This window comes from Citrobacter sp. Cf118, from assembly GCF_030334095.1.
Taxonomy (GTDB): domain Bacteria; phylum Pseudomonadota; class Gammaproteobacteria; order Enterobacterales; family Enterobacteriaceae; genus Citrobacter; species Citrobacter freundii.
This window is the reverse complement of sequence record NZ_JAOWES010000084.1, coordinates 62,571-84,154: the sequence shown is the minus strand read 5'-3', so window position 1 is coordinate 84,154 and position 21,584 is coordinate 62,571. Positions and strand designations below refer to the sequence as shown.

13 protein-coding genes, 1 tRNA gene and 1 pseudogene are annotated in these 21,584 nt (G+C 54.0%); 2 read left to right on the top strand and 13 right to left on the bottom strand.

The features are described 5' to 3' along the window. Positions 1-2 precede the first annotated feature (2 nt). Positions 3-79: transfer RNA gene (locus tag OGX67_RS12700), tRNA-Met, on the top strand. Positions 80-153: 74 nt separating this feature from the next. Here OGX67_RS12700 and amiC read toward each other — a convergent pair. After that, complete coding sequence (amiC, locus tag OGX67_RS12695) at positions 154-1,407, bottom strand: N-acetylmuramoyl-L-alanine amidase AmiC (RefSeq protein WP_003034016.1); 1,254 nt, start codon at positions 1,405-1,407, stop codon at positions 154-156. A 234-nt stretch (positions 1,408-1,641) separates the two neighbouring features. Between amiC and argA the strand changes: the two genes are divergently transcribed. Then, a complete protein-coding gene (argA, locus tag OGX67_RS12690) occupies positions 1,642-2,973 on the top strand; it encodes an amino-acid N-acetyltransferase (RefSeq protein WP_003034012.1) in 1,332 nt (443 codons plus the stop codon). 124 nt (positions 2,974-3,097) lie between these two features. On the opposite strand, the gene recD is transcribed toward argA, so the two are convergent. From recD to rppH, 12 genes and pseudogenes are all read right to left on the bottom strand, one after another. Continuing rightward, positions 3,098-4,927: an exodeoxyribonuclease V subunit alpha gene (gene recD, locus OGX67_RS12685; protein ID WP_257651634.1), complete on the bottom strand. Its 1,830-nt coding sequence runs from the start codon at positions 4,925-4,927 to the stop codon at positions 3,098-3,100. Further along, positions 4,924-8,469, bottom strand: a complete 3,546-nt coding sequence (gene recB / locus OGX67_RS12680; RefSeq protein ID WP_257651635.1) for an exodeoxyribonuclease V subunit beta — start codon at positions 8,467-8,469, stop codon at positions 4,924-4,926. The genes recD and recB overlap by 4 nt, the downstream gene beginning before the upstream one ends. After that, positions 8,462-11,350, bottom strand: a complete 2,889-nt coding sequence (ptrA, locus tag OGX67_RS12675) for a pitrilysin (RefSeq protein ID WP_257651636.1) — start codon at positions 11,348-11,350, stop codon at positions 8,462-8,464. Before ptrA ends, recB begins: the two co-directional genes overlap by 8 nt. Before the next feature lie 179 nt (positions 11,351-11,529). Then, the gene (recC, locus tag OGX67_RS12670) at positions 11,530-14,898 is read right to left on the bottom strand and encodes an exodeoxyribonuclease V subunit gamma (RefSeq protein ID WP_257651637.1); all 3,369 of its coding nucleotides are present in this window, start codon (positions 14,896-14,898) and stop codon (positions 11,530-11,532) included. A gap of 12 nt (positions 14,899-14,910) precedes the next feature. Beyond that, positions 14,911-15,234: a prepilin-type N-terminal cleavage/methylation domain-containing protein gene (locus tag OGX67_RS12665; RefSeq protein WP_003846470.1), complete on the bottom strand. Its 324-nt coding sequence runs from the start codon at positions 15,232-15,234 to the stop codon at positions 14,911-14,913. Next, entirely contained in the window at positions 15,219-15,626 is a 408-nt protein-coding gene (locus tag OGX67_RS12660; protein WP_071697460.1) for a DUF2509 family protein, read from the bottom strand. The genes OGX67_RS12665 and OGX67_RS12660 overlap by 16 nt, the downstream gene beginning before the upstream one ends. Continuing rightward, positions 15,623-16,186 (bottom strand): annotated as a pseudogene (locus tag OGX67_RS12655) (prepilin peptidase-dependent protein). Before OGX67_RS12655 ends, OGX67_RS12660 begins: the two are co-directional and overlap by 4 nt. Beyond that, on the bottom strand, positions 16,177-16,647 hold the full coding sequence (locus tag OGX67_RS12650; RefSeq protein WP_046670338.1) for a prepilin peptidase-dependent protein: 471 nt from the start codon (positions 16,645-16,647) through the stop codon (positions 16,177-16,179). Before OGX67_RS12650 ends, OGX67_RS12655 begins: the two are co-directional and overlap by 10 nt. Before the next feature lie 183 nt (positions 16,648-16,830). Continuing rightward, a complete protein-coding gene (gene thyA / locus OGX67_RS12645; RefSeq protein ID WP_003033990.1) occupies positions 16,831-17,625 on the bottom strand; it encodes a thymidylate synthase in 795 nt (264 codons plus the stop codon). Positions 17,626-17,631: 6 nt separating this feature from the next. Beyond that, complete coding sequence (gene lgt, locus OGX67_RS12640; protein ID WP_003033987.1) at positions 17,632-18,507, bottom strand: prolipoprotein diacylglyceryl transferase; 876 nt, start codon at positions 18,505-18,507, stop codon at positions 17,632-17,634. Positions 18,508-18,695: 188 nt separating this feature from the next. Beyond that, positions 18,696-20,942: a phosphoenolpyruvate--protein phosphotransferase gene (ptsP, locus tag OGX67_RS12635; RefSeq protein ID WP_003033984.1), complete on the bottom strand. Its 2,247-nt coding sequence runs from the start codon at positions 20,940-20,942 to the stop codon at positions 18,696-18,698. 12 nt (positions 20,943-20,954) lie between these two features. Beyond that, on the bottom strand, positions 20,955-21,485 hold the full coding sequence (gene rppH / locus OGX67_RS12630; RefSeq protein ID WP_003033982.1) for an RNA pyrophosphohydrolase: 531 nt from the start codon (positions 21,483-21,485) through the stop codon (positions 20,955-20,957). Positions 21,486-21,584 lie beyond the last annotated feature (99 nt).

Here is a 21,584-nt window from a genome sequence, read left to right as displayed (position 1 = left end):
GACGCGGGGTGGAGCAGCCTGGTAGCTCGTCGGGCTCATAACCCGAAGGTCGTCGGTTCAAATCCGGCCCCCGCAACCAACATTACGAACACCCTGACGGGTGTTTTTTTGTATCTGCGGTCCGTAAAAAAAGCGCTTTTCAGCGCTTTTTTGTTATCCCCTTCTCGCCAGCGTCGCCCCATCGGCAAAATAGGCTTTAATCCCTGCCAGAATCGACTCTGCAACTTCCTGCTGGAAGGTCGCCGTTTTGAGTTTGCGCTCTTCCTCAACGTTACTGATAAATGCCGTTTCGACCAGAATGGACGGGATATCCGGCGCTTTTAGTACCGCAAACCCGGCCTGTTCAACCTGATTCTTATGCAGGTTATTGATTTTACCAAGCTTATTCAATACCGCTTTACCAAACTTCAGGCTGTCGGCGATGGTCAGCGACTGCACCATGTCAAACATGGTGTGGTCGACGTAACGGTCACCGCTCTTACTGACGCCACCGATGAGATCCGAGGCGTTCTGGGTCTGCGCCAGATATTTCGCTGCGGTACTGGTCGCGCCTTTGGTCGAGAGCGCAAACACCGAAGAACCGCTGGGTTGTCGACTGGTAAAGGCATCAGCGTGAATAGAAACAAACAGGTCTGCACGCTGCTTCTGCGCTTTCGCCACGCGGACTTTAAGCGGAATGAAGATATCTTCATTTCGTGTCATAAAGACCTTCATGTTGCCCTCTTTCTCTATGAGGGCTCGCAGGCGGCGGGCAATCTGCAGCACCACATCCTTTTCACGCGTCTTGTATTTCCCCACCGCACCGGAGTCTTCTCCGCCGTGGCCCGGATCCAACATAATGACAATGGGACGATCGCGCCCCGCTTTACCCGGCTGCGGGCCACTTTGTGCAGGTGGCACCTGTTTATCCAGATCGCCCTTGTTGTAATCTTCCAGCAATGCCAGCAGCGGGTCCTGAACGTCCTGGGCATTCGCGGGATAGAGATCCATCACCAGACGTTCTTTAAAGCCTGCCACCGGAGCCAGCGCAAAAAGTTGCGGCTTCACATTCTGTTTCAGCTCGAACACCATCCGCACGGTCTTTGGATCAAACTGGCCAACGCGCGCCGACTTAATATACGGATCGTCAGGACGAATCTGCGTCCCAATGCCCTTGAGCACCGAGTTCAAATTAACGTCTTCAATATCCACAACCACACGCTCAGGATTACTCAGGGCAAACTGTTTGTATTTCAGCAGACGGTTAGATTCTACCGTGACGCGAGTGTAGCTGGACGCAGGCCAGATACGTACGGCAACGACCTGACTCACGGCTGCCAGACCCACCTGGCTGACGCTCAAAAGCCACATAGCACCCGCACCTTTCAATAAACGGCGGCGACTGATTGCTGAATTGGATCCCGACATGCTTCTCCCGAGCAAAAGAAATCTTTTTAGAGGTAATACGTAAAACGTCCGAATTGACCGGAAACTTTAGCGAATGACGCATAATCTGTCATCTATAAAAGGGTAAACATTCTTTTTATATTCACGGTATTACTGATAAAAATCTTCAGCATGGGTAAAAATTACGCTTGCGCACAGAACCAAAACAGAATAAAAATACACAAATTACGAATAATCATGCAATGAGGGTGTGCCGTGGTGAAGGAGCGTAGAACCGAACTGGTACAGGGATTCCGCCATTCTGTTCCCTATATCAATACCCATCGGGGAAAAACGTTTGTCATTATGCTGGGCGGTGAAGCCATCGAGCATGAAAACTTTTCCAGTATCGTCAATGACATTGGTCTTCTTCATAGCCTCGGCATCCGCCTGGTCGTAGTCTATGGCGCACGACCGCAGATTGATGCCAATCTTGCGGCGCATCATCATGAGCCGGTGTACCACAAAAATACGCGCGTCACCGATGCGAAAACGCTGGAGCTGGTCAAACAGGCTGCGGGGCTACTTCAGCTTGATATTACCGCCCGCCTGTCGATGAGCCTGAATAATACGCCATTGCAGGGTGCACACATCAATGTGGTCAGCGGTAATTTTATTATCTCCCAGCCGCTGGGCGTTGATGACGGCGTAGATTACTGCCATAGCGGGCGTATTCGTCGCATCGATGAAGATGCTATTCACCGCCAGTTAGATAGCGGTGCGATTGTGCTGATGGGCCCAGTCGCCGTTTCCGTCACTGGTGAGAGCTTTAATCTGACGTCAGAAGAGGTCGCCACGCAGCTGGCTATCAAACTGAAGGCAGAGAAAATGATCGGTTTTTGCTCGTCTCAGGGTGTCACCAACGATGATGGCGATATTATTTCCGAGTTGTTTCCTAACGAAGCTCAGGCTCGCGTTGAGTTGCAGGAAGAGAAAGGCGATTACAGCTCCGGTACGGTGCGCTTCCTGCGCGGAGCAGTGAAAGCCTGTCGCAGTGGTGTACGCCGCTGCCATCTGATCAGCTATCAGGAAGATGGTGCATTGCTGCAAGAACTGTTCTCCCGTGACGGCATCGGTACGCAGATCGTGATGGAAAGCGCCGAGCAGATCCGTCGCGCTACCATTAACGATATCGGCGGGATTCTGGAGCTTATCCGCCCGCTGGAACAGCAAGGTATTCTGGTCCGCCGCTCGCGCGAGCAGTTGGAAATGGAGATCGACAAATTCACGATTATTCAGCGTGATAACCTGACTATCGCCTGTGCCGCTCTGTACCCTTTCCCGGAAGAAAGAATTGGCGAAATGGCGTGCGTAGCGGTACATCCGGACTACCGTAGCTCGTCGCGCGGGGAAGTGTTGCTGGAACGGATCGCCGCACAGGCCCGGCAGATGGGGCTGAGCAAGCTGTTCGTGCTGACCACGCGCAGCATTCACTGGTTTCAGGAGCGAGGCTTCACGCCGGTAGATATCGACCTGCTGCCGGAAAGCAAAAAAGAGATGTACAACTATCAGCGGCGGTCAAAAGTGCTGATGGCGGATTTGGCATAGGAGTGGTTGCCGGATGCGGCATACAGTTCGCTGGCACATCTTTGGTATGCAGATCGTAGGCCTGATCAGACGCGATAGCGTCGCCATCAGGCACACAGCCGGATGGCGCTGACGCTTATCCGGCCTACATCATGCCATCATTAAACAACGCCGACAATCCGCTGCGGCGCTCGGTTCGGGTGGCAATGGCGCCACTCAATATCCGTTCATCGGCATACAGCGACAAACGACGGCGCGCGCGGGTAACGGCGGTATAGACCAGTTCGCGAGTCACCACAGGTGAATGCTGGTTGGGTAAAATCAGCGCCGCGTGGTCAAACTCAGATCCCTGCGATTTATGCACCGTCATTGCCCAAGTGGTTTCATGTTCAGGCAAGCGGCTGGGCTGGACCGATTTGATAGAACCGTCCGGCAGCGCAAACCACACCCTCAGACCCTGCCCACGATCCAGGGCAATGCCAATATCACCGTTAAATAATCCCAGCGAACTGTCATTGCGCGCGATCATCACAGGCCTTCCCTCATACCAGCGGCTATGCGTCGAACGGTGAATTTTGCGTTTTTGCACCATCACCTGCTCAATGCGTTCATTCAAACCACCCACGCCAAACGGACCTTCCCGCAGGGCACACAATAGCTGATACTCATTGAAGGCCTGAATGACAGCATCCGGCTCGGCACGCTCGTGCAGTAAATCCAGATAGTGACCATAACCCGCCAGCGCTTCCTCCAGCATCGCAGCGTAATCTTCGCTGCTGTGCAGAGCGCGTTTTTCGATGTCACCAAATCCCTGCTGGAAGACCGTTTTTATCGCGGCTTTGTCACCACGATTAATCGCCGCAGCCAACTGACCGATTCCGGAATCGCTACCGAAACGGTAGCTCTTTTGCAGCAGGCACAAACTGTCGCGCAGAGCAGCCGCCTGAGTTCCCGAACCAGCCGGAATAGTGGTTTCAGTAAGGCGACTAAGCTGGCGGGCACGCTCCGGGGTAAAACCATCACCGACGAAAGCACAGATATCCCCCAGTACCGCCCCCGCTTCAACAGAAGCGAGCTGGTCGCGATCGCCCAGAAAAATCACCCGCCCGTGTGGCGGTAGCGCATCGATAAGGCGCGACATCATCGGCAAATCGATCATCGAGGCTTCATCCACTACCAGCACGTCAAGATGCAGCGGGTTTCCTGCATGATGCCGCAAGCGTTGGCTACCAGGCTGAGCGCCTAATAATCGATGCAGCGTACTGGCATCATCGGGAATGCGCTTCTTTTGCTCATCGGTCAGCGGCAGTTCACGCAACGCCGCGCCCAGCGAGGCGGTCAGACGTGCTGCTGCTTTTCCCGTGGGCGCCGCCAGACGAATACGACAGCGTTCACCGTCCGCCATCTGAATCAACGCCGCCAGAAGCCTCGCCACCGTTGTTGTTTTTCCGGTCCCCGGTCCGCCGGAGATCACCGATATACGACGGGTCAGCGCGACAGCAGCGGCCACTTTTTGCCAGTTAACGCCTTCAACGGGCGGAAACAGCGCTGCCAGCGTGTGGGTCAGCCGTTGCTCATCCACCTCAATGGCGTAGTTAACTTCACCGAAAAAGCGCGCCACCGCGCGTTCGTTATGCCACATCCGGTTCAGATACAAACGATCACCGTACAGCACCAGCGGTGTGGGCTGCTCGCCACGGCTTACCGCCCCGGAGGCCAGCAGGCATTCCGCCCAGTCTTCGGGCTCTCCCGCTTCAGCGAGCCAGGCGCTTAACAGAGGATGGGTGTCCTCACTTCGGGATAGACGCGAAAGCGGTAAGCAGACGTGCCCTTCTCCTGCTTCACGGCTGAGCAACGCCGCTGCCAGCGCAACGGCAGGGTTATCATTTCCGGCAACCGCCAGCGCGAACTGGGCATCCAGAGGGCGGAGCTGCTTTTGCTCAACGGCTTCCAGTAATCGTTTCTGGATTGTCATGACATCTCCTCCAGCGGCACACCGGCAAACAACTCGTCCATCAAAGCGATCAACTCTCCGTCAGGTCGGGTCGCATAAATTCCCTGCTGCGGATTTTCACGGTCAACGCCACGCAGGAAGAGATAGATAACGCCGCCAAAATGGCGTTCATAATCGTAATCAGCAATGCGATGGCGCAAGTAGCGATGCAGCGCCAGGGTATAAAGTTGATATTGCAGGTCGTAGCGATGCGCCTGCATGGCAGAGGCCATCGCCTGCTGCGTATAGGCGGAGCTGTCTTCACCCAGCCAGTTCGATTTGTAATCGAGCAGGTAATAGCGCCCCTGATGGCGGAATACCAGGTCAATAAAGCCTTTTAGCATGCCGCGCACCTGCATAAAGTCCAACGCAGGGCACCCCGCCGAGAGCGGATCGTACTGGCGAATCAACGCATCAAGTTGGCTGGCCATCAGCGGCTGCGAAATCGGCAGATAAAACTCCATCTCCACCTGTTTTTCTCGCGCGGAAAGCTGACTCAAACTCACGCCCGTCTCGTTGAGAGGTGCCTGCAAAATGGCGTCCAGCCATTCGGTCAAAACCGGCGTCCAGTGCGCGTCATAACCGCCCAACGCCAGTTGCTCCTCGACCCAATGCGGATCCACCGGTTGCGTAAAATCGAGATTTTCAAACAGGCTATGCAAGAACGTACCCGGCGAAGCGCCGCGCGGGAACTGATGCGGTGTGAGTCCTGATTCTTCAATAACCTCACCGACGCCTGCGGCATCGATATCCAATCGCGGGATCAGATCCTGCGCAATACCATGTCCACGCTGTTGCAGACCGGAATAACTGGTCACGCGCCAGCTATCGCCGGGCGTACGCTGCAGTATTTTTGCACTCAGTTCACTGCTAACAGACTGCGCAACCTGCCAGGGTTCGCCGTCAGGCTGCCCGGGAGTCTGGCAGGCAATATCGTTGCTGCAAAGCGCTTCAATCGCGCCACGCAGACCCGCAGCATCCATCGGCTCACCTTTTTGTAACAGGCGACCAAGGGCGCTCTGATGCACATCGGTATCCCCTTTTTTATCGCCCCGACGTCGTACCAACGGCGCAACGCCAAGGCTGCAGTGCCATACCGAACGGGTTAGCGCGACATACAGCAAACGCAGGTCTTCCGCCAGACGTTCCGCTTCTGCCAGCTCAACGCTCTCCTCGGCATCGCTGAGATCCAGCACCGCTTCAAAGGAGCTGCGATCGTGGTAGAAAGCCTGATCCTGGACGCGGAAATTGGTGATAAATGGCAGCCAGACCAGCGGATATTCCAGCCCTTTCGATTTATGGATGGTGACGATTTTAACCAAATGCTTGTCGCTTTCGAGCCTGAGCTGCTGACTGGACGCATTGCTGTCGGGTTCAAGAATATGCTGGGACAACCAGCGCACCAGCGCATGCTCGCTTTCCAGCTGCGAGCCCGCTTCCTGCAACAGTTCGCTGATATGTAAAATGTCGGTCAGTCGACGTTCGCCCCCCGCCGTCGCCAGCAGGTTCTCCGCAATCTGGCGGGCAGCCATCAGCGCGCGCAGCATCGGCATCACGCCGCGTTTATGCCAGATCTGACGATAACCATCGAACTCCTCGACCACCGCATCCCAGGCATTTTCGTCGTTATTTAACGCTTCAAGATCCTGCGCATTCAACCCCATCATCGAGGTCGCCAGCGCGCTACGCAGCGTGTTCTCACGCTCCGGCGTCATCACCGCCTGCAGCACCCACAGTAACTCCTGCGCTTCCAGCGTTTCAAATACGCTGTCACGGTTAGAGAGGTAAACGGAGGGAATGGCCAGTTGCGTCAGCGCATCGCGGACCAGCGCCGCTTCCTGGCGGCTACGTACCAGTACGCTGATGTCCGACGCGCGTACCGGGCTGGATGCTTTGCCACTAACCAGTTGCGCAGCGCCAGAATGTCCGGCCTTAAGCCAGTCGCGAATTTGCATGGCGCACACCTGCGCCATGTAGTTCTGATAGTCGCCGACGCCACAGCTTTCCCCTTCCATCAGCCACATACTCATGGCTGGCTGCGTTTCACCGTGTAAAACAAACTGAAGCGACTGGTTTTTTTCTGCGAATTTTACCGGGCTGAAGGGGATTTCGCGGAACATAAAGGCGTCGTCCATCTGGCTGAAAAGCGTATTCACGCTATTGACCATGCCAGGGGCCGAACGCCAGTTGGTATCAAGCGTATAGTGTGCGCTGACTTCGCTGCGCGCCTTCATATAGGTGAAGATATCCGCGCCGCGAAACGCGTAAATCGCCTGTTTTGGATCGCCAATCAGCAGAAGTGCGGTATCCGGCTGATGCTGCCAGATCCGACGAAAAATACGGTACTGCTGCGGATCGGTATCCTGGAATTCATCGATCATGGCAACCGGAAAACGGGTGCGAATAGCCGTCGCCAGCGCATCGCCGCTTTCACTGCGCAACGCTGCATCCAGACGGCTGAGCATATCGTCAAAACCCAGCTCGCCGCGGCGGCGTTTCTCCTCGGCAACCGCCGCGCGGATCTCCGCCAGCGCCCGGGTGATCACCAGATCGCGCAGGGTTAACGGTTCGCTAAGCAGTTCATCAATAGCGACGAAAAGCGGGTGCTGAGGCGTTACGCCGCCCGCTTTGGTTCGCTCTTCTAAAAAGCGCTGGGAGAATTTCTCCAACGCATCAGGCAACTGATAGCTTTGGGTTTCTTCCTGCGCCCATGCGCTGATCTTTTCGATCCACTTACCCTGGTTAGCGCGATTAAATTTACGCCGATCGATCCCGGAGGCTTCCAGCAGACCATCCAGCTCATCAACAGAATCACGCCATTGCTGCTTGATCTGGTTAATGCGCGCGAGAATGTGTTCATGCCGGGAGGCCAGCGTTTCGTCATCGGGCGGAGGAGCCTTGATAACCGGTGCTTCCCCTTGCAGATAGCGATCGATATCTCTCAGCAGCGCCTGCGGCCCTTTCCACGTTTCAAAAACCACCTGCGCAATGTCGCGGGGCAACGGGTAGCAGTGCCGACGCCAGAAGTCCGCGCAGGCCTGATAGCGCAGCAGCGATTCATCCTCTATCAGCTGCTGTTCGAACAGCATGCCAGACTCAAAGGCGTTAAGGCTGAGCATACGCTGACAAAAACCGTGGATGGTAAACACCGCCGCTTCATCCATCTGTCTTTCAGCCAATAACAGCCACTGAGCAGCCTGTTTTTTATCGGCAATTTCATCTAACAAACGGGCATATAGCGGGTTGTCGGTGGTTTCACGCAGGCAGGCAATTCGCAGTTCATGAATGTTGCTACGAATTCGACCGCGCAACTCTTCGGTAGCCGCCTCAGTGAAGGTGACTACCAGCAGTTCTTCGACGGTCAGAGGACGAGGAAAGGCGGCAGAGCCGCCCAGTCCAAGCAGTAAACGTAAATACAGGGCGGCGATGGTAAAGGTTTTACCGGTGCCCGCAGAGGCTTCAATCAGACGCTCGCCCGTCAGGGGCAAACGCAGTGGATCAAGGGACTCAGCGGCATCATTCATTCTTATCACTCATCAGGGGTAAGGTTTGCTGCAACGCGCTGACGGTCTGCCACACTTTCCAGCCTTCCGGGTGCACATATTCTGCTTGCCCGTTCTGACTGCCGGAAACCTGTGACAATATCGCCATGCCTTGCGGCTCAACCACCGCCTGATGGAAGAAGTCGGCAAGTTTTTGCGGCGTCAGCAGTTTAATCTGAGCCACTATTTTATCACGTGAATCGAAGCGCATATTGCCGCGATCAAAATCTTTGCTTAACTGTGAGGCTTCTGCCCCCAGCGTTTGCGGCGCCTGCAGCATTTGCGCAATAATCGCCTGCTGAATTTGCGCGAACTCTTCAGGTTTCATCGCCCGCAGCTTCGCTTCCGCCGTCGGGAAGAACGCTTTATAACGCTCCCAGAGGTAAGACGGCTGCTTATCACTGCTTTGCAGCAGGAACCCCATTCCCCACTGACGGCCAACGCTCATCGGGAAAGCAAATACGGCGTAACCTAACTGTTCTTCAGTACGCAACTGATTGTAGAACCACGGCTGAACAATCTGCCCCAACATGGCGCTGTAGGCTGAACTGGTGTATTCATCGTATCCGGTTGGCACAAATACCGCCGCCAGTGCTGAATCCGTGCTGCTGCCTGCTTTTTCAAAGATGACGGACTGCTTCTTGTCCACCACCACATCTTTGTTGCGACACCACTGTGACCCGTTCGCACCAAGCTGTTTTTGGATATCCCGCGCCATGCTCGTTGTCTGAGCTTCGCTCATATTACCAATGACCAGGAATTCAGGTCGCGCACCGGTTTTTAAGGCGTCGCGGTAGGTCATCACCTCTTTCAGGGTGATGGAAGGCAGCAACTGACGGCGCTCATCACGTGAAAAATAAGGCACCTGAGAAAGCATCTGCACCGGCATAATAGCCTGATCGTAGGCTTTACCCTTTTCTGCAGAATCCATCATCTGGGCATACCAGGATTTCGCCTGTTCCAGTTGTTCATCCGTTGAGGTATAGCTGAAATAGCCGCTCAGCAGCGCCTGAAAAAGCTGCGGCAAACGTTGGGTGTAGCCGTTGGCGTTAAGCATCAACCCATTGTTAGCGTTGGTAGAGAAACCAATTCCACCTACCGATGCCTGGTTACTTAACTGATCGAGCGCAATCCCCGCCAGGTAATCGTTAAGTGCGAATAAGACCTGGTTGCGGGCGCTGTCCATGGCTTTCGGGTTACGCAGGATCACGCTGACGTCAGCCTTCGGCTCGCTGGCAAAATACTGGCTTGGGGCATACACCACGCGTAAATCCGGCTCATCAACAATCAGCTCCGGATGAGCGTATTTTTTATCCGTCTTAATCAGCGTGAAATCATCCGGAATGTAGGGGTTCACCTCCGGTAACGACAGCGCAATGCCCTGTGCTTTTTGCTGCCAGTCGGCAAAAGTTTTGTCGCTGATTTTATCCACCTGGTAAGGCGCATCGACAAAATAAGCGGTTTTATTATGCGGCTCTTTCGCGCTGATATACCAGATACGCGCATTCTGCGGCGTCATCATTGCCAGACGTTGCTCAACAGCTTTCGCATCGTACTGGTCAGCAATATTCACCGCATCCAGCGTATGCTCGACGGGAACGCGGATCATGGTATCAGCTAGCCATTCCACGTAGTCCATATCACGGGTGATGGAGGGATAACGGAAATCGAGATCCAGCACATGTGCCAGCTCGTCAAAATAGCGTTTATCGACGCCTTTCTCGCGTAACAAATTGAGGTAGCTAAAGATTGCCGCGACAACTTCATCGCGATTCGCCAGCCCCTTGTCGGTTAACGTCGCGGAAATGGCTAACACGCCGCTGTTTCCGTTGACCACCGGATCGGAGTCTGCGCGAATACCTTCAACCAGGCCCTGCTTTTGCAGCCAGTCAGACAATGTGCCCGGACTACGATTGCCAATCAGGTAGGTCACCAGCTCATCGGTTTTACTGCGGAACTGCGCGCTGTTGTTATCGATACGAAACTCGACGCGCAATACTTTACGCGGCATTGCCGGAACATAGTGGATGATAATGCCCTTTTGCGCGTCAGTGACGACCGGTACGGTAATTTCAGGCTTTTCGATATTTCTGTTCGGCACGCGCCCAAAGGTGTCAGCCGCTATCCGCGCCAGCTCTGGCAGCGGTTTATTGCTATAAATCACCGCCTTCATCAGGTTCGCGGAGTAGTAGTTTTCATGAAATTTTTGTAACGCCTGTACCACCGGGTTGCCCGGTTTGTCGCTTAATGTCTCTAGATTCCCACCAGAGAAACGCGAGCCAGGGTGCGCCGGGTTGATAGTCTCAGCGCTCACCTGCGCCATACGCATCCCGTCTCGGGTACGCGCCAGCGTCAGCTCGGAGTTAACCGCGTTACGCTCACGGTCGGCATATTTTTTATCCAACAATGGATCGGCAATAGCATCCGCCAGGCGATCCACCGCCCCCACCAACGCGTCGTTTTCGACTTCAAGATAGAAGGCCGTACGATAAGGCGCAGTGCTGGCATTGTGGCTACCGCCGTGCATTTTCAGAAATTCAGCCAGGCTGTCCGGCTGCGGGTATTTTTTCGAGCCCATCAGGCACATGTGTTCGAGATAGTGCGCCAGCCCCTGATGATCGTCCGGATCTTCCAGCGAGCCCACGGGAACTACCAGTGCAGAAAGGGATTTCACGGCCTGAGGATCGGATACCAGCAGCACAACCATGCCGTTATCAAGGCGCACGGCCTGATACTGACGGGTATCTTTATCGCTTTTACGGATGGTTTCAGCTAAAGGCTGCCAACCGGTATCTGCCTGACTTACGGGAACCCAAAGGGCGACGAACAACAGTAATGCGCTGAACCAGGTGCTGCGGGGCATTCACAAACCTCATCATTAACGTATTCACCTGTTCACTACAAACCACGCATAAATACATGGTCTGAACAGGGCAAGACTATGTGCTGAACGAGCCAGCATCTTCTCTTTGTAAGAATCAGTCCGTGACAGAATGCGCATCATAGTGGAAGCTATCGAATTGCGCAATTTTTATACAGCCATCATGACTGATTGAAGCGAAAAATCGGTAACAGGTAGCGTTGAGACTGTAAAACAATAGTCTCCAGCGTATCAGCATCCAGTTGACGCCAAAGACGCTGATACCAGATATCATCACCTTCGCCACGTACTATCATGTTGCCTTCATAGGCTTGCAGAAACTTACTGCGCGCTTTTTGCAACGTTGCATCGTCATCTAACATGGCATCATTTGCGGCGTCATAACAGGTTTTTATCCATGCACCGCCGCTTTCCGGCAATACCAGCAATGGTGACGACATGCCTTCCCGATACCCCTCAATGAGTTGCGACAGATACAGCAACGCCTGTTCTGCATCCAGCGGCGGAAAACGCCATTCCCCGTCTTTACGCAGGAATAATCGGCTCTCTCCCGTACCGCCACTCGCACAATAGACAAGATGTTCCAGCCAAAGTTGCACGCCCTGCGCAATGCTTATCAAAGATGGGCGCCAGCGCAACAAACCGTCCTCTTGTACCTGCGGCAACCAACCGGTGATTTGTACGCCGTTACAGTTAAGATCGATTTCCACGCTCTGACAGGGCTGACGACAGGCGATAATACGCTCAGCCAGCGACTGCATATCCTGACGCTGCGTATCCCACAGAATTTCGCCAAATGGCCCATAGGGTAGCGTGCCCGCCGCACGAAAACGGCGGAACAGTCGTTCAGCGTCGTTCTCTTCAACCAGTGTATTAAGCAATTGCTGATTAAGCTGATAGCGGGTTAATCCTTCAAGGGTGAAAGGCTCCGTGTCCGGGATCTCACTCTCTTCAGAGCGGAAGTTGACCCTCAAACGCATCTGGAAAAAGGCGCGTACCGGATGTGCCCAAAATCGCTGCAGTGTTTCCAGCGTTAGCGTTTCTGGCATTTCAAAAGGAAGAGGCTGCACAAAATCCGTGTGCGCTTTTCCTGACAGACTCGCCGCAGGCAGCCATTCCCGGGCATAGCTTTGCTGTTCACCCGGCAAATAGTTTTGTGCATCAAAGGGCATACGGGTATGCAAACGGGTAATGTGCGCTTTTACCCTTGCCTCGCTTTGATCGCAGGTCAACAATTCGTCACCCGGCAGATAATGGCTTTGCCCAATGTAGTCCATCAGTTCTTGCACCAGCACCGACGGGAAGCGCTCACTGTTATCCTGGATAGAGCGGCCAATGTAGCTGATGTAGAGCGTCTGCTGTGCCGAAATCAATGCTTCGAGGAACAGATAGCGGTCATCATCACGACGGCTGCGATCGCCCCGCATCGGTTTTTGACTCATTAAATCAAAGCCCAGCGGCGCAAGCTGGCGTGGATAAACGCCATCGTTCATACCCAGCAGGCACACCACTTTAAACGGAATGGAGCGCATCGGCATCAGCGTACAAATGTTAACGGGACCCGCCAGGAAGCGCTGGCTGATGCGTTCCTGATCAAGGCGCTGGGCCAGCTCATCACGTAACAGAGAGAGCGGTATAGCATCGCCGTACTCGGCCCCTAAACCTTCGGTGATAATAGCCTGCCACTGCTGTTCAATCAGCGTCATCGCCGCTTCGGTATCCGCGTCCGGCAGGAAGAAATCATTGAGCATTTCCCGACAAACAGGTAGCCACTCTTCCAGCGGTCGTTCCTGCGCTAACCCTCTACGCCAAAGATTAAGCTGCATCAGCAACGAGGCCAGATGCCCTACCAGCTCGGCAATCAAACCGCTGGACTCATCGTAAGGCAATACCGATTGCCACTCGCCCTGCGCACTTTCCATCGCGTAGCCGAGCAGCATACGCGTTAAACCAAATTGCCAGGTATGCTGACCTGTAGGCGGAAGTTCCAGTTCACGCACGTTATCGTCGTCAATTCCCCAACGAATCCCTGATTCATTGACCCATAAACGAAGATAGCGCAACCCTTCTTCATCAATGTTGAAACGCGCCGCCAGCACGGGGACATCCAGTAACGCCAGGACATCCTCTGAGACAAAACGGCTATCCGGTAGAGACAGCAGACTAATAAAAGCCTGTAAGACGGGATGAGACTGGCGTGCCCGACGGTCGGAAATCGCATAAGGTAAGTAACGCTCGGCTGGTGCACTGCCAAAGACTGACTGAATGAATGGGCTATAGCTGTCGATGTCCGCCACCATCACGATAATATCGCGCGGCGTCAGCGTTGGGTCCGCTTCCAGCATCGCCAACAGCCGGTCATGCAGAATTTCCACCTCGCGCTGTGGGCTATGGCAGACATGGAAAGTCACGCTGGTATCGTTCAGATCAAGCCGGCGTTTATTGTCACTACGGGAATATTCTTCCAGCGTGACGCCCGCCACGGCATGACTTTCGAGTTCCAGAATATCTGATTGAATATTATGCAAAAGGTTGTCAGGCGTAATGTCGACAAACGCATCCAGTTCCTGACTATTTTCCAGCTCCGAAAGCAAATAAATGTAATCACGCCCCAGCTTGCCCCACGAGGCCAGCATCGGGTTGCCCACATCCTGTTCGCCATCGCTGTTAAATAATCCTTCGGCTTTCTGGTTATCACGAAACAGCGGCAGGTGCCGTTCTTCAAAGCTGTGCCGACGCTGACGCGCCATCAGCTTCGCCAGCCAGGCAGGATCTTTAATATCTCCCCAGTAGTAGCGACAAGGGTTGGTAAACAGCAGATGAATATCGATGTGCTTACCCAGAGCCTGCAATGCCTGCAAATAAACCGGCGGCAGCGCCGAAATGCCGCAAATAAAGACGCGAGAAGGCAGTCCCTGCGGGCACTCGGACGCGTTTTCCAACGTCTGAATAAATCGTTGGTATAAATTGGCACGATGCCAACGCGGCTGGCCCAACTCCGCGGTGTATTCCACCAGCGCTTTCCACAACGGTGCCTGCCAGGCCTGAGACTCGCCGAGTCCCTCAACCAGTCGCCCCGCTTCCCACTGGGTCAACCAGTCAGGGCGGTAGACTAAATACTGGTCGAAAAGGTCAGCCGCGCGCGAGGAAAGCTGAAAAAGCTTACGTTTATCGGTGTCGTCCGTCAGATAGTGGCGCAGCAATGCAAAGTCATCGCCATCCAGCAATTGCGGCAACAGCGTCATCAACTTCCAGCTCATGCTCTGTTTGCTGAACGCGCTCTCTTTCGGGATATCCGGCAGCACACGCACAAACATATCCCAGATAAAACTCGCGGGCAGCGGAAAATCGATATTGGCGGCAATACTAAACTTCTGTGCAAGAGTCATTTGTAACCACTGCGCCATACCGGTACTTTGAACCAGGATCATCTCAGGCTCAAAGGGGTCGTCCAGCCGCTCGCGCTCAACGATAAACTCCATTAACGCTTCCAGCACATCCAGACGGTTGGAGTGGTAGACCCTTAACATAGCGACTCCTGACTACTGACGATTCGGGCAATGCAGACGCGTCATCTGACCCTGCCTGCCGAGGGGTGAAGAAATTATGACGTTGATGCTGACACATCCCGCTCTCGTTGTCTGCATTCGGTTAACCTGCCAGTTCACAGGCGATGAAAACTGGTACAGCTGGCTTTGCTGCCAGGCGTGACGCCAGAGTTGTTGATACTGGTTTCTGATAATAAAGCTGTTCATTAGCACCCGCTGGTATCCTGACAACGCGGTCACAATCATGATCATCAGTACCATTGCCAGCATAACTTCCGGCAGACTAAAGCCACGCTGACTGTTCAGGGGATCTGGCATAACGTCTGCTCCTTAATCGGACAAAAATCGCTCCAGCCATGCGCCGAGAATTCTATGTTGCCATCAATAACCGCCCCCTGACGCCATAAAAATACTCCTTCATAGTGGGCGATTAGCAGCACGAAATTATTGGTAAGCAGGCGCAGGCAAACCGCGGCATTCTGCGTGGGATCGCGCCGACACTGTACGACGGGTTGTAAGTGCCAGGGTTGTATACGCCCCCATTCCATCGCGGATTGCACTACCGCCTGACGCTGCAGCGCCTGACTTTGTGTGACCACACGCGCAGCAAAACTAGCCTCCTGTCTGATAACGCCTTGCAGCAGCAGACTACCGAGCACCAGTAGCAACAGGACCATTGCCAGAGAGGATACGCCTCGCTCACGGTTCACAGGTTAAATCCCGTAACGCTGTAGACCGCTTCAACAACTTTTTGTGGTTCGTCATTGCTCACTCCACGCAAACGCAGCGTAAGAAGCGGGGAATATCCGCTAAAATTCAGCCGTTCAACCTGGAATGCCTCAATCTGGATGGTAGTCTGATCGGTCATTTTCTCCCATCCTTTTCCAGTGCAGCCGGTGGCTCCACGCAGGGTTTCCAATACCTTGTCCTGTAAACGAAACCCGATAGCATCAGCCTATTTCGCGGAACTGCTCTCCCAAACGCCGTTGCCGTTGGCATCCCAGCGTGCAATGACACAGTCCCCCTTAGCCGATATCACCAGTCCCTCTCCGACACAGTTTCCCCGGCAATACCCCGCCCGTTGAAGATGCTTCGCCACGGTGTAGGCCCGCTGCCATATTTCATCTTCCAGCGCTAACTGGCGCGTGTTACGCAGAATCTCTCGCTGTAGCGCCGGTAAAAATCGTGCCGAGCTAAGTAATAAAATACTGCTAATCGCCATGGCAATGAGCACCTCCAGCAGTGAAAATCCCCGTTCGTTTACTGACATAATCTGGCCTCATCGCGCTCACAAAGCCTGATTCGCCCCCAGCCAGATACCACCACGCGCCATTCCCCTGCCGCATTTTTCAGGCGTATATGTCCGGCCCATGCCGTATTGCGCAGTCCAAAAAAAGCCAGTGAAGGCGTGATATCTGCCATTTCGACATCAGCCCAGAGTGGCGCAAATATCAACGGTGAAACAGGCTGACACGAAGCTTGTGATGTCGCTGAGCTTGCCAGACACCATGTCCCCCCTTCGCGGAGTACGTTGATGACGTGATCACGATTGCGCCAGTTAGCATCTTCACGCAGTTGCAGCAGGTAGTCCCGCACCTGGCAGGCGGTCTGCCACAGCTGCTGTTGCTGCTGCCAGCGCTGCCAACCATACAGCCCAGATGCACCAAGCGCCGCGACGATCAGCATCGCAATCAGGGTTTCGAGAAGCGTGTAACCTTGTTGTTTTTTCATGTCGCCAGTATGGCGTGAGGAAAATGAATAACGAGCGGGAAATTCGGTTTCTACGGCGAGCTACGGGAAATATTTGTCGCGTTGCAGACCGTTGCACTATTTCAGGAATGTTCGCCGAAGAACGTGATTTTAGACAAAAAAAACCGACGCTCACGGGCGTCGGTTGTGTCAGCATGAAGCTGGTTAGATAGCCACCGGCGCTTTAATACCCGGGTGGGGATCGTAGCCTTCAATTTCGAAGTCTTCGAAGCGATAGTCAAAGATAGATTCAGGCTTACGTTTGATAACCAGTTTCGGCAACGCGCGAGGTTCACGGCTAAGCTGCAGATGCGTTTGATCCATATGATTGCTGTACAGGTGAGTGTCGCCACCGGTCCAGACAAAATCACCCACTTCCAGATCACACTGCTGCGCCATCATGTGTACCAGCAAAGCGTAGCTGGCAATGTTAAACGGCAGGCCGAGGAACACATCGCACGAACGCTGATACAGCTGACAGGAGAGCTTGCCATCCGCGACGTAAAACTGGAAGAACGCATGGCACGGTGCCAGCGCCATTTTATCCAGCTCACCGACGTTCCATGCAGAAACGATAATGCGGCGAGAGTCCGGGTCATTTTTAAGCTGGTTTAACACGGTGGTGATCTGGTCAATATGGCGACCATCTGGCGTAGGCCACGCGCGCCACTGTTTACCATAAACCGGGCCTAAATTACCGTTTTCATCCGCCCATTCGTCCCAGATTGAGACGTTGTTTTCATGCAGGTAGGCAACGTTAGTGTCGCCCTGCAAAAACCACAGCAGCTCATGAATGATCGAGCGTAAATGGCAGCGTTTCGTCGTAACCAGCGGGAACCCTTCCTGCAGATTAAAACGCATCTGATGACCAAAAATGGAAAGCGTTCCGGTTCCGGTACGGTCGTTTTTCTGTGTGCCTTCATCCAGCACTTTTTGCATCAGTTCTAAATACTGTTTCATGGTTCCTCAGGAAACGTGTTGCTGTGGGCTGCGGCGGTACGCCCAAACCATCATAATAATGCCTGCGACAATCATCGGGATAGAGAGGATCTGCCCCATGCTGATGTACTGTACCCAGGTGCCAGTAAACTGCGCATCCGGCTGGCGGAAGAATTCAACGATAATACGAAACGCGCCATAACCAATCAGGAACAGACCGGATACCGAGCCCATTGGACGCGGCTTACGAATGTACAGGTTGAGAATGATAAACAGCACAACACCCTCGAGCGCCATCTCATAAAGCTGTGAGGCGTGGCGCGGCAGCGAGCCGTAGGTATCAAAAATAGACTGCCATTGCGGGTTAGATTGCAGTAGTAAAATATCTTCGGTACGGGAGCCCGGGAACAGCATGGCGTACTTGAAGTTCGGGTCAACGCGTCCCCACAGCTCACCATTGATAAAGTTACCCAGACGCCCTGCACCCAGACCAAACGGAATCAGCGGGGCAATGAAATCAGAAACCTGGAAGAACGAACGTTTGGTGCGTTTGGCGAAGATAATCATCACCAGGATCACACCGATAAGTCCACCGTGGAAGGACATACCGCCGTCCCAGACGCGGAACAGATACAGGGGATTATCGAGGAATAACTCGAAGTTATAGAACAGTACGTAACCAATTCGCCCACCGAGGAAAACCCCGAGGAAGCCCGCATACAGTAAGTTTTCTACTTCATTTTTGGTCCAGCCACTGCCCGGGCGATTCGCGCGGCGCGTCGCCAGCCACATCGCAAAAATAAACCCCACCAAATACATTAAGCCGTACCAGTGAAGCGCGACGGGTCCGATTGAGAAAATGACCGGATCGAAATCCGGAAAATGCAGATAGCTACTGGTCATCTGTCACCACAAGTTCTTGTTATTTCGCTGAAGTCAGACAGCAATTGATAAGCGCGCCTGCATAATGCAGGCGCTCCAAAGGTGCGAATGATAGCACAAGGGGTTAGAAGCGGATGCCGGGAAGATGTAAAAGATCTGTATAAGTAATCTTTACCCCGTAATGCCTGATGACGCTACGCTTATCAGGCCTACAATCCTCCGCGAATCAATCCCCCCATGCCGCGGCGCTCCATAAAGGCCGCTACCTGATGGCGTACCTCAGCCGCCATCTGCGCTTCCAGGCTGCGCTGCGCCAGCGTTTGCGCCTCATCAAAATCGATATGACGCAGCAGATATTTTACGCGAGCGACAGAACGACCGTTCATCGACAAATGACGGAAACCCAGGCCGATCAGAATAGCCACGCACATCGGGTCGCCCGCCATTTCACCACACAGGCGTAAATCGATACCGCTTCTTTCGGCTTCCTGCGCAATCATCGCCAGCGCACGTAGCATCCCCGGATGCAGACTGTCATAAATGCTGGCTACCCGTGTGTTGTTACGATCGACGGCCAGTATGTACTGGGTAAGATCGTTGGTTCCGACTGAGATAAAGTCAATCCGGTTTGTCAGATGCGGCAACATGAACACCATCGACGGAACTTCCAGCATGATGCCAATACGCGGTTTCGGGATCTCGTAACCGATCATCTCCTCCACTTCGCGTCCGGCGCGTTCAATCAAACGTCGCGCTTCGTCCACTTCATCAATGCTGGTTACCATCGGCAGCAAAATGCTGAGGTTGCCGGTTGCCGCGTTGGCACGCAGCATGGCGCGAACCTGGATCAAAAAGATCTCTGGCTGATCGAGCGTTATGCGGATCCCTCGCCAGCCAAGGCACGGGTTCTCTTCACTGATCGGCATGTAGGGCAGCTGTTTATCGGCACCGACATCCAGCGTACGTAGGGTCACCGGCTTGTCGTTAAACATTTGCAGCATGCCCTGATACTGCGCAACCTGTTCTTCTTCCGAAGGAAAACCGCTTTGCAGCATGAACGGGATTTCGGTGCGATACAGGCCAATACCGTCGATCCTGCTACCCAGCTTTTCTTCATGTTCCGGGCTGAGACCCGCATTGAGCATCACCTTCACGCGCTCGCCGCTTTTCAACTGTGCTGGCTGGTTGACGTCGTCTTCCGCCAGGCGGCTCAGCTCAATTTCTTCACTGATAAGACGCTGGTATTCCTGAATCAATACCGGTTCCGGATCGACCAGCAGTTCACCGCGATAACCGTCCACCACCAGCGTGCGACGATGCAGCACCGACGGCTGGATATCGGCCCCCATAACGGTAGGAATACCCAGCGCACGAACCATAATTGCCGCATGAGAGTTGGCTGCGCCGTCCCGGACAACCACGCCGACTAACCGGTCCTGAGGAAGCTCCGCCAGCGTGGTCGCCGAAAGTTCATCCGCCACCAGTACGAAGCGTTCCGGCCAGGCATTCGGCCCCTGGATAGAGTCGTCGAGGTGGAACAGCAGACGCTGGCCGAGCGCGCGTAAATCTCCGGCCCGCTCTTTGAGGTAGTTATCGCTCAGCGCGGCAAATTGTTCGGCAAACTTTTCAATGATCGTTTTAACCGCCCACTCGGCCACTGAACCGTTATCCACTTCCGCAAACAGCTCGCGGCGCAGACGGGTATCGGAAAGCAAGTGCGAGTAAAGATCAAAGATCGCCGCCGTTTCTTTCTGCGCCCCAGCGGTAAAACGCTTGCTGTAACGGCGGAATTCGTTCGCCGCCTCTTCCAACGCACCGGTCAGTCGCTCGCGCTCAAGCACCGGATCCAGCGTTGAAGCCTGATAGACCTGCTCCATCAGCGGTAGCGTCGCATCCTGCCAGCCTTCAGCTATTGCCACGCCGGGGGCGGCAGGCAATGCACGGATGCGCGTTTGCCGGTATTGACCGAACAGCGCGTTTAGTTGCGACTGCGAAAGTATGGCCGCCATTTGCGTGGCGAGCGTGACGAGGAAAGACTCTTCACTTTCATCGTACTGACGCAGTTCACGCTGCTGCACCACCAGCACACCTAAAAGCTGGCGGCGCTGAATGATCGGTACGCCCAGGAATGCACGAAAACGCTCTTCTTTTACCGAAGGTATGTATTTAAAGCTGGGATGTTTTTGCGCATCGGCGAGGTTGATAGGTTCCGCCAGCCTGCCAACCAGGCCAACGATACCTTCATCAAACGCGAGTGCGACAGTGCGACCACGTGGTTTTTTCAGTCCCCGGGTCGCCATGAGGTAATAACAACGTCGATCGTGATCGGCCAGATAAACCGAACAGACCTCAGTATCCATCGCAAGACAGATGTCGGTAACCAGTATATTCAGCGCTTCATTCAGACGCGGAGCACTGGCCACCTTTTCGACTATTTCGCGCAGGCGGGTGAGCATAATTTGCGTAGCTTAACCTCTTTTACGTCTGTACGCAGGTGTGCTTTGCGGCTTAGGAGTGCTCTCCTGAAGCGCCATGACAACACTTGCGAATTCTTTCATCACCCTGCGATAGACATCGCGTTTAAATGACACCACCTGTCGAACCGGATACCAGTAACTCACCCAGCGCCAGCCGTCGAACTCAGGTGTACTGCTGGTTTGCATATTGATTTCAGCATCGCTGCTGACCAATTGCAGAAGAAACCATTTTTGTTTCTGGCCGATACAAACTGGCTTCGTGTCCCAACGCACCAAACGTTTCGGTAACTTGTAACGCAACCAGTTACGAGTAGAAGCAAGGATCCGTACATCTTTACGACTGAGACCCACTTCTTCAAAGAGTTCCCGGTACATCGCCTGCTCTGCTGTCTCTCCTGCGTTGATCCCACCTTGTGGAAATTGCCAGGAGTGCTGACCAAATCGCCGGGCCCACATGACCTGCCCCTGGCGGTTACAAATTACTATCCCTACATTCGGGCGGTAGCCATCGTCATCAATCACCGGACTACCTCAACATAAACCTTATATACAAACGATTGTTTCACACTCCTGAGGGGCGGTAAACCACTCTGTTAAGGGTGCGATATTCTAATAACAATT

Bases quoted from the DNA above. Each gene is read 5' to 3' on its own strand.
- amiC (WP_003034016.1), bottom strand. From the start codon at position 1,407: ATGTCGGGATCCAATTCAGCAATCAGTCGCCGCCGTTTATTGAAAGGT.
- recD (WP_257651634.1), bottom strand. From the start codon at position 4,927: ATGACAATCCAGAAACGATTACTGGAAGCCGTTGAGCAAAAGCAGCTC.
- recB (WP_257651635.1), bottom strand. From the start codon at position 8,469: ATGAATGATGCCGCTGAGTCCCTTGATCCACTGCGTTTGCCCCTGACG.
- ptrA (WP_257651636.1), bottom strand. From the start codon at position 11,350: ATGCCCCGCAGCACCTGGTTCAGCGCATTACTGTTGTTCGTCGCCCTT.
- recC (WP_257651637.1), bottom strand. From the start codon at position 14,898: ATGTTAAGGGTCTACCACTCCAACCGTCTGGATGTGCTGGAAGCGTTA.
- OGX67_RS12665 (WP_003846470.1), bottom strand. From the start codon at position 15,234: ATGCCAGATCCCCTGAACAGTCAGCGTGGCTTTAGTCTGCCGGAAGTT.
- OGX67_RS12650 (WP_046670338.1), bottom strand. From the start codon at position 16,647: ATGAAAAAACAACAAGGTTACACGCTTCTCGAAACCCTGATTGCGATG.
- thyA (WP_003033990.1), bottom strand. From the start codon at position 17,625: ATGAAACAGTATTTAGAACTGATGCAAAAAGTGCTGGATGAAGGCACA.
- lgt (WP_003033987.1), bottom strand. From the start codon at position 18,507: ATGACCAGTAGCTATCTGCATTTTCCGGATTTCGATCCGGTCATTTTC.
- ptsP (WP_003033984.1), bottom strand. From the start codon at position 20,942: ATGCTCACCCGCCTGCGCGAAATAGTCGAAAAGGTGGCCAGTGCTCCG.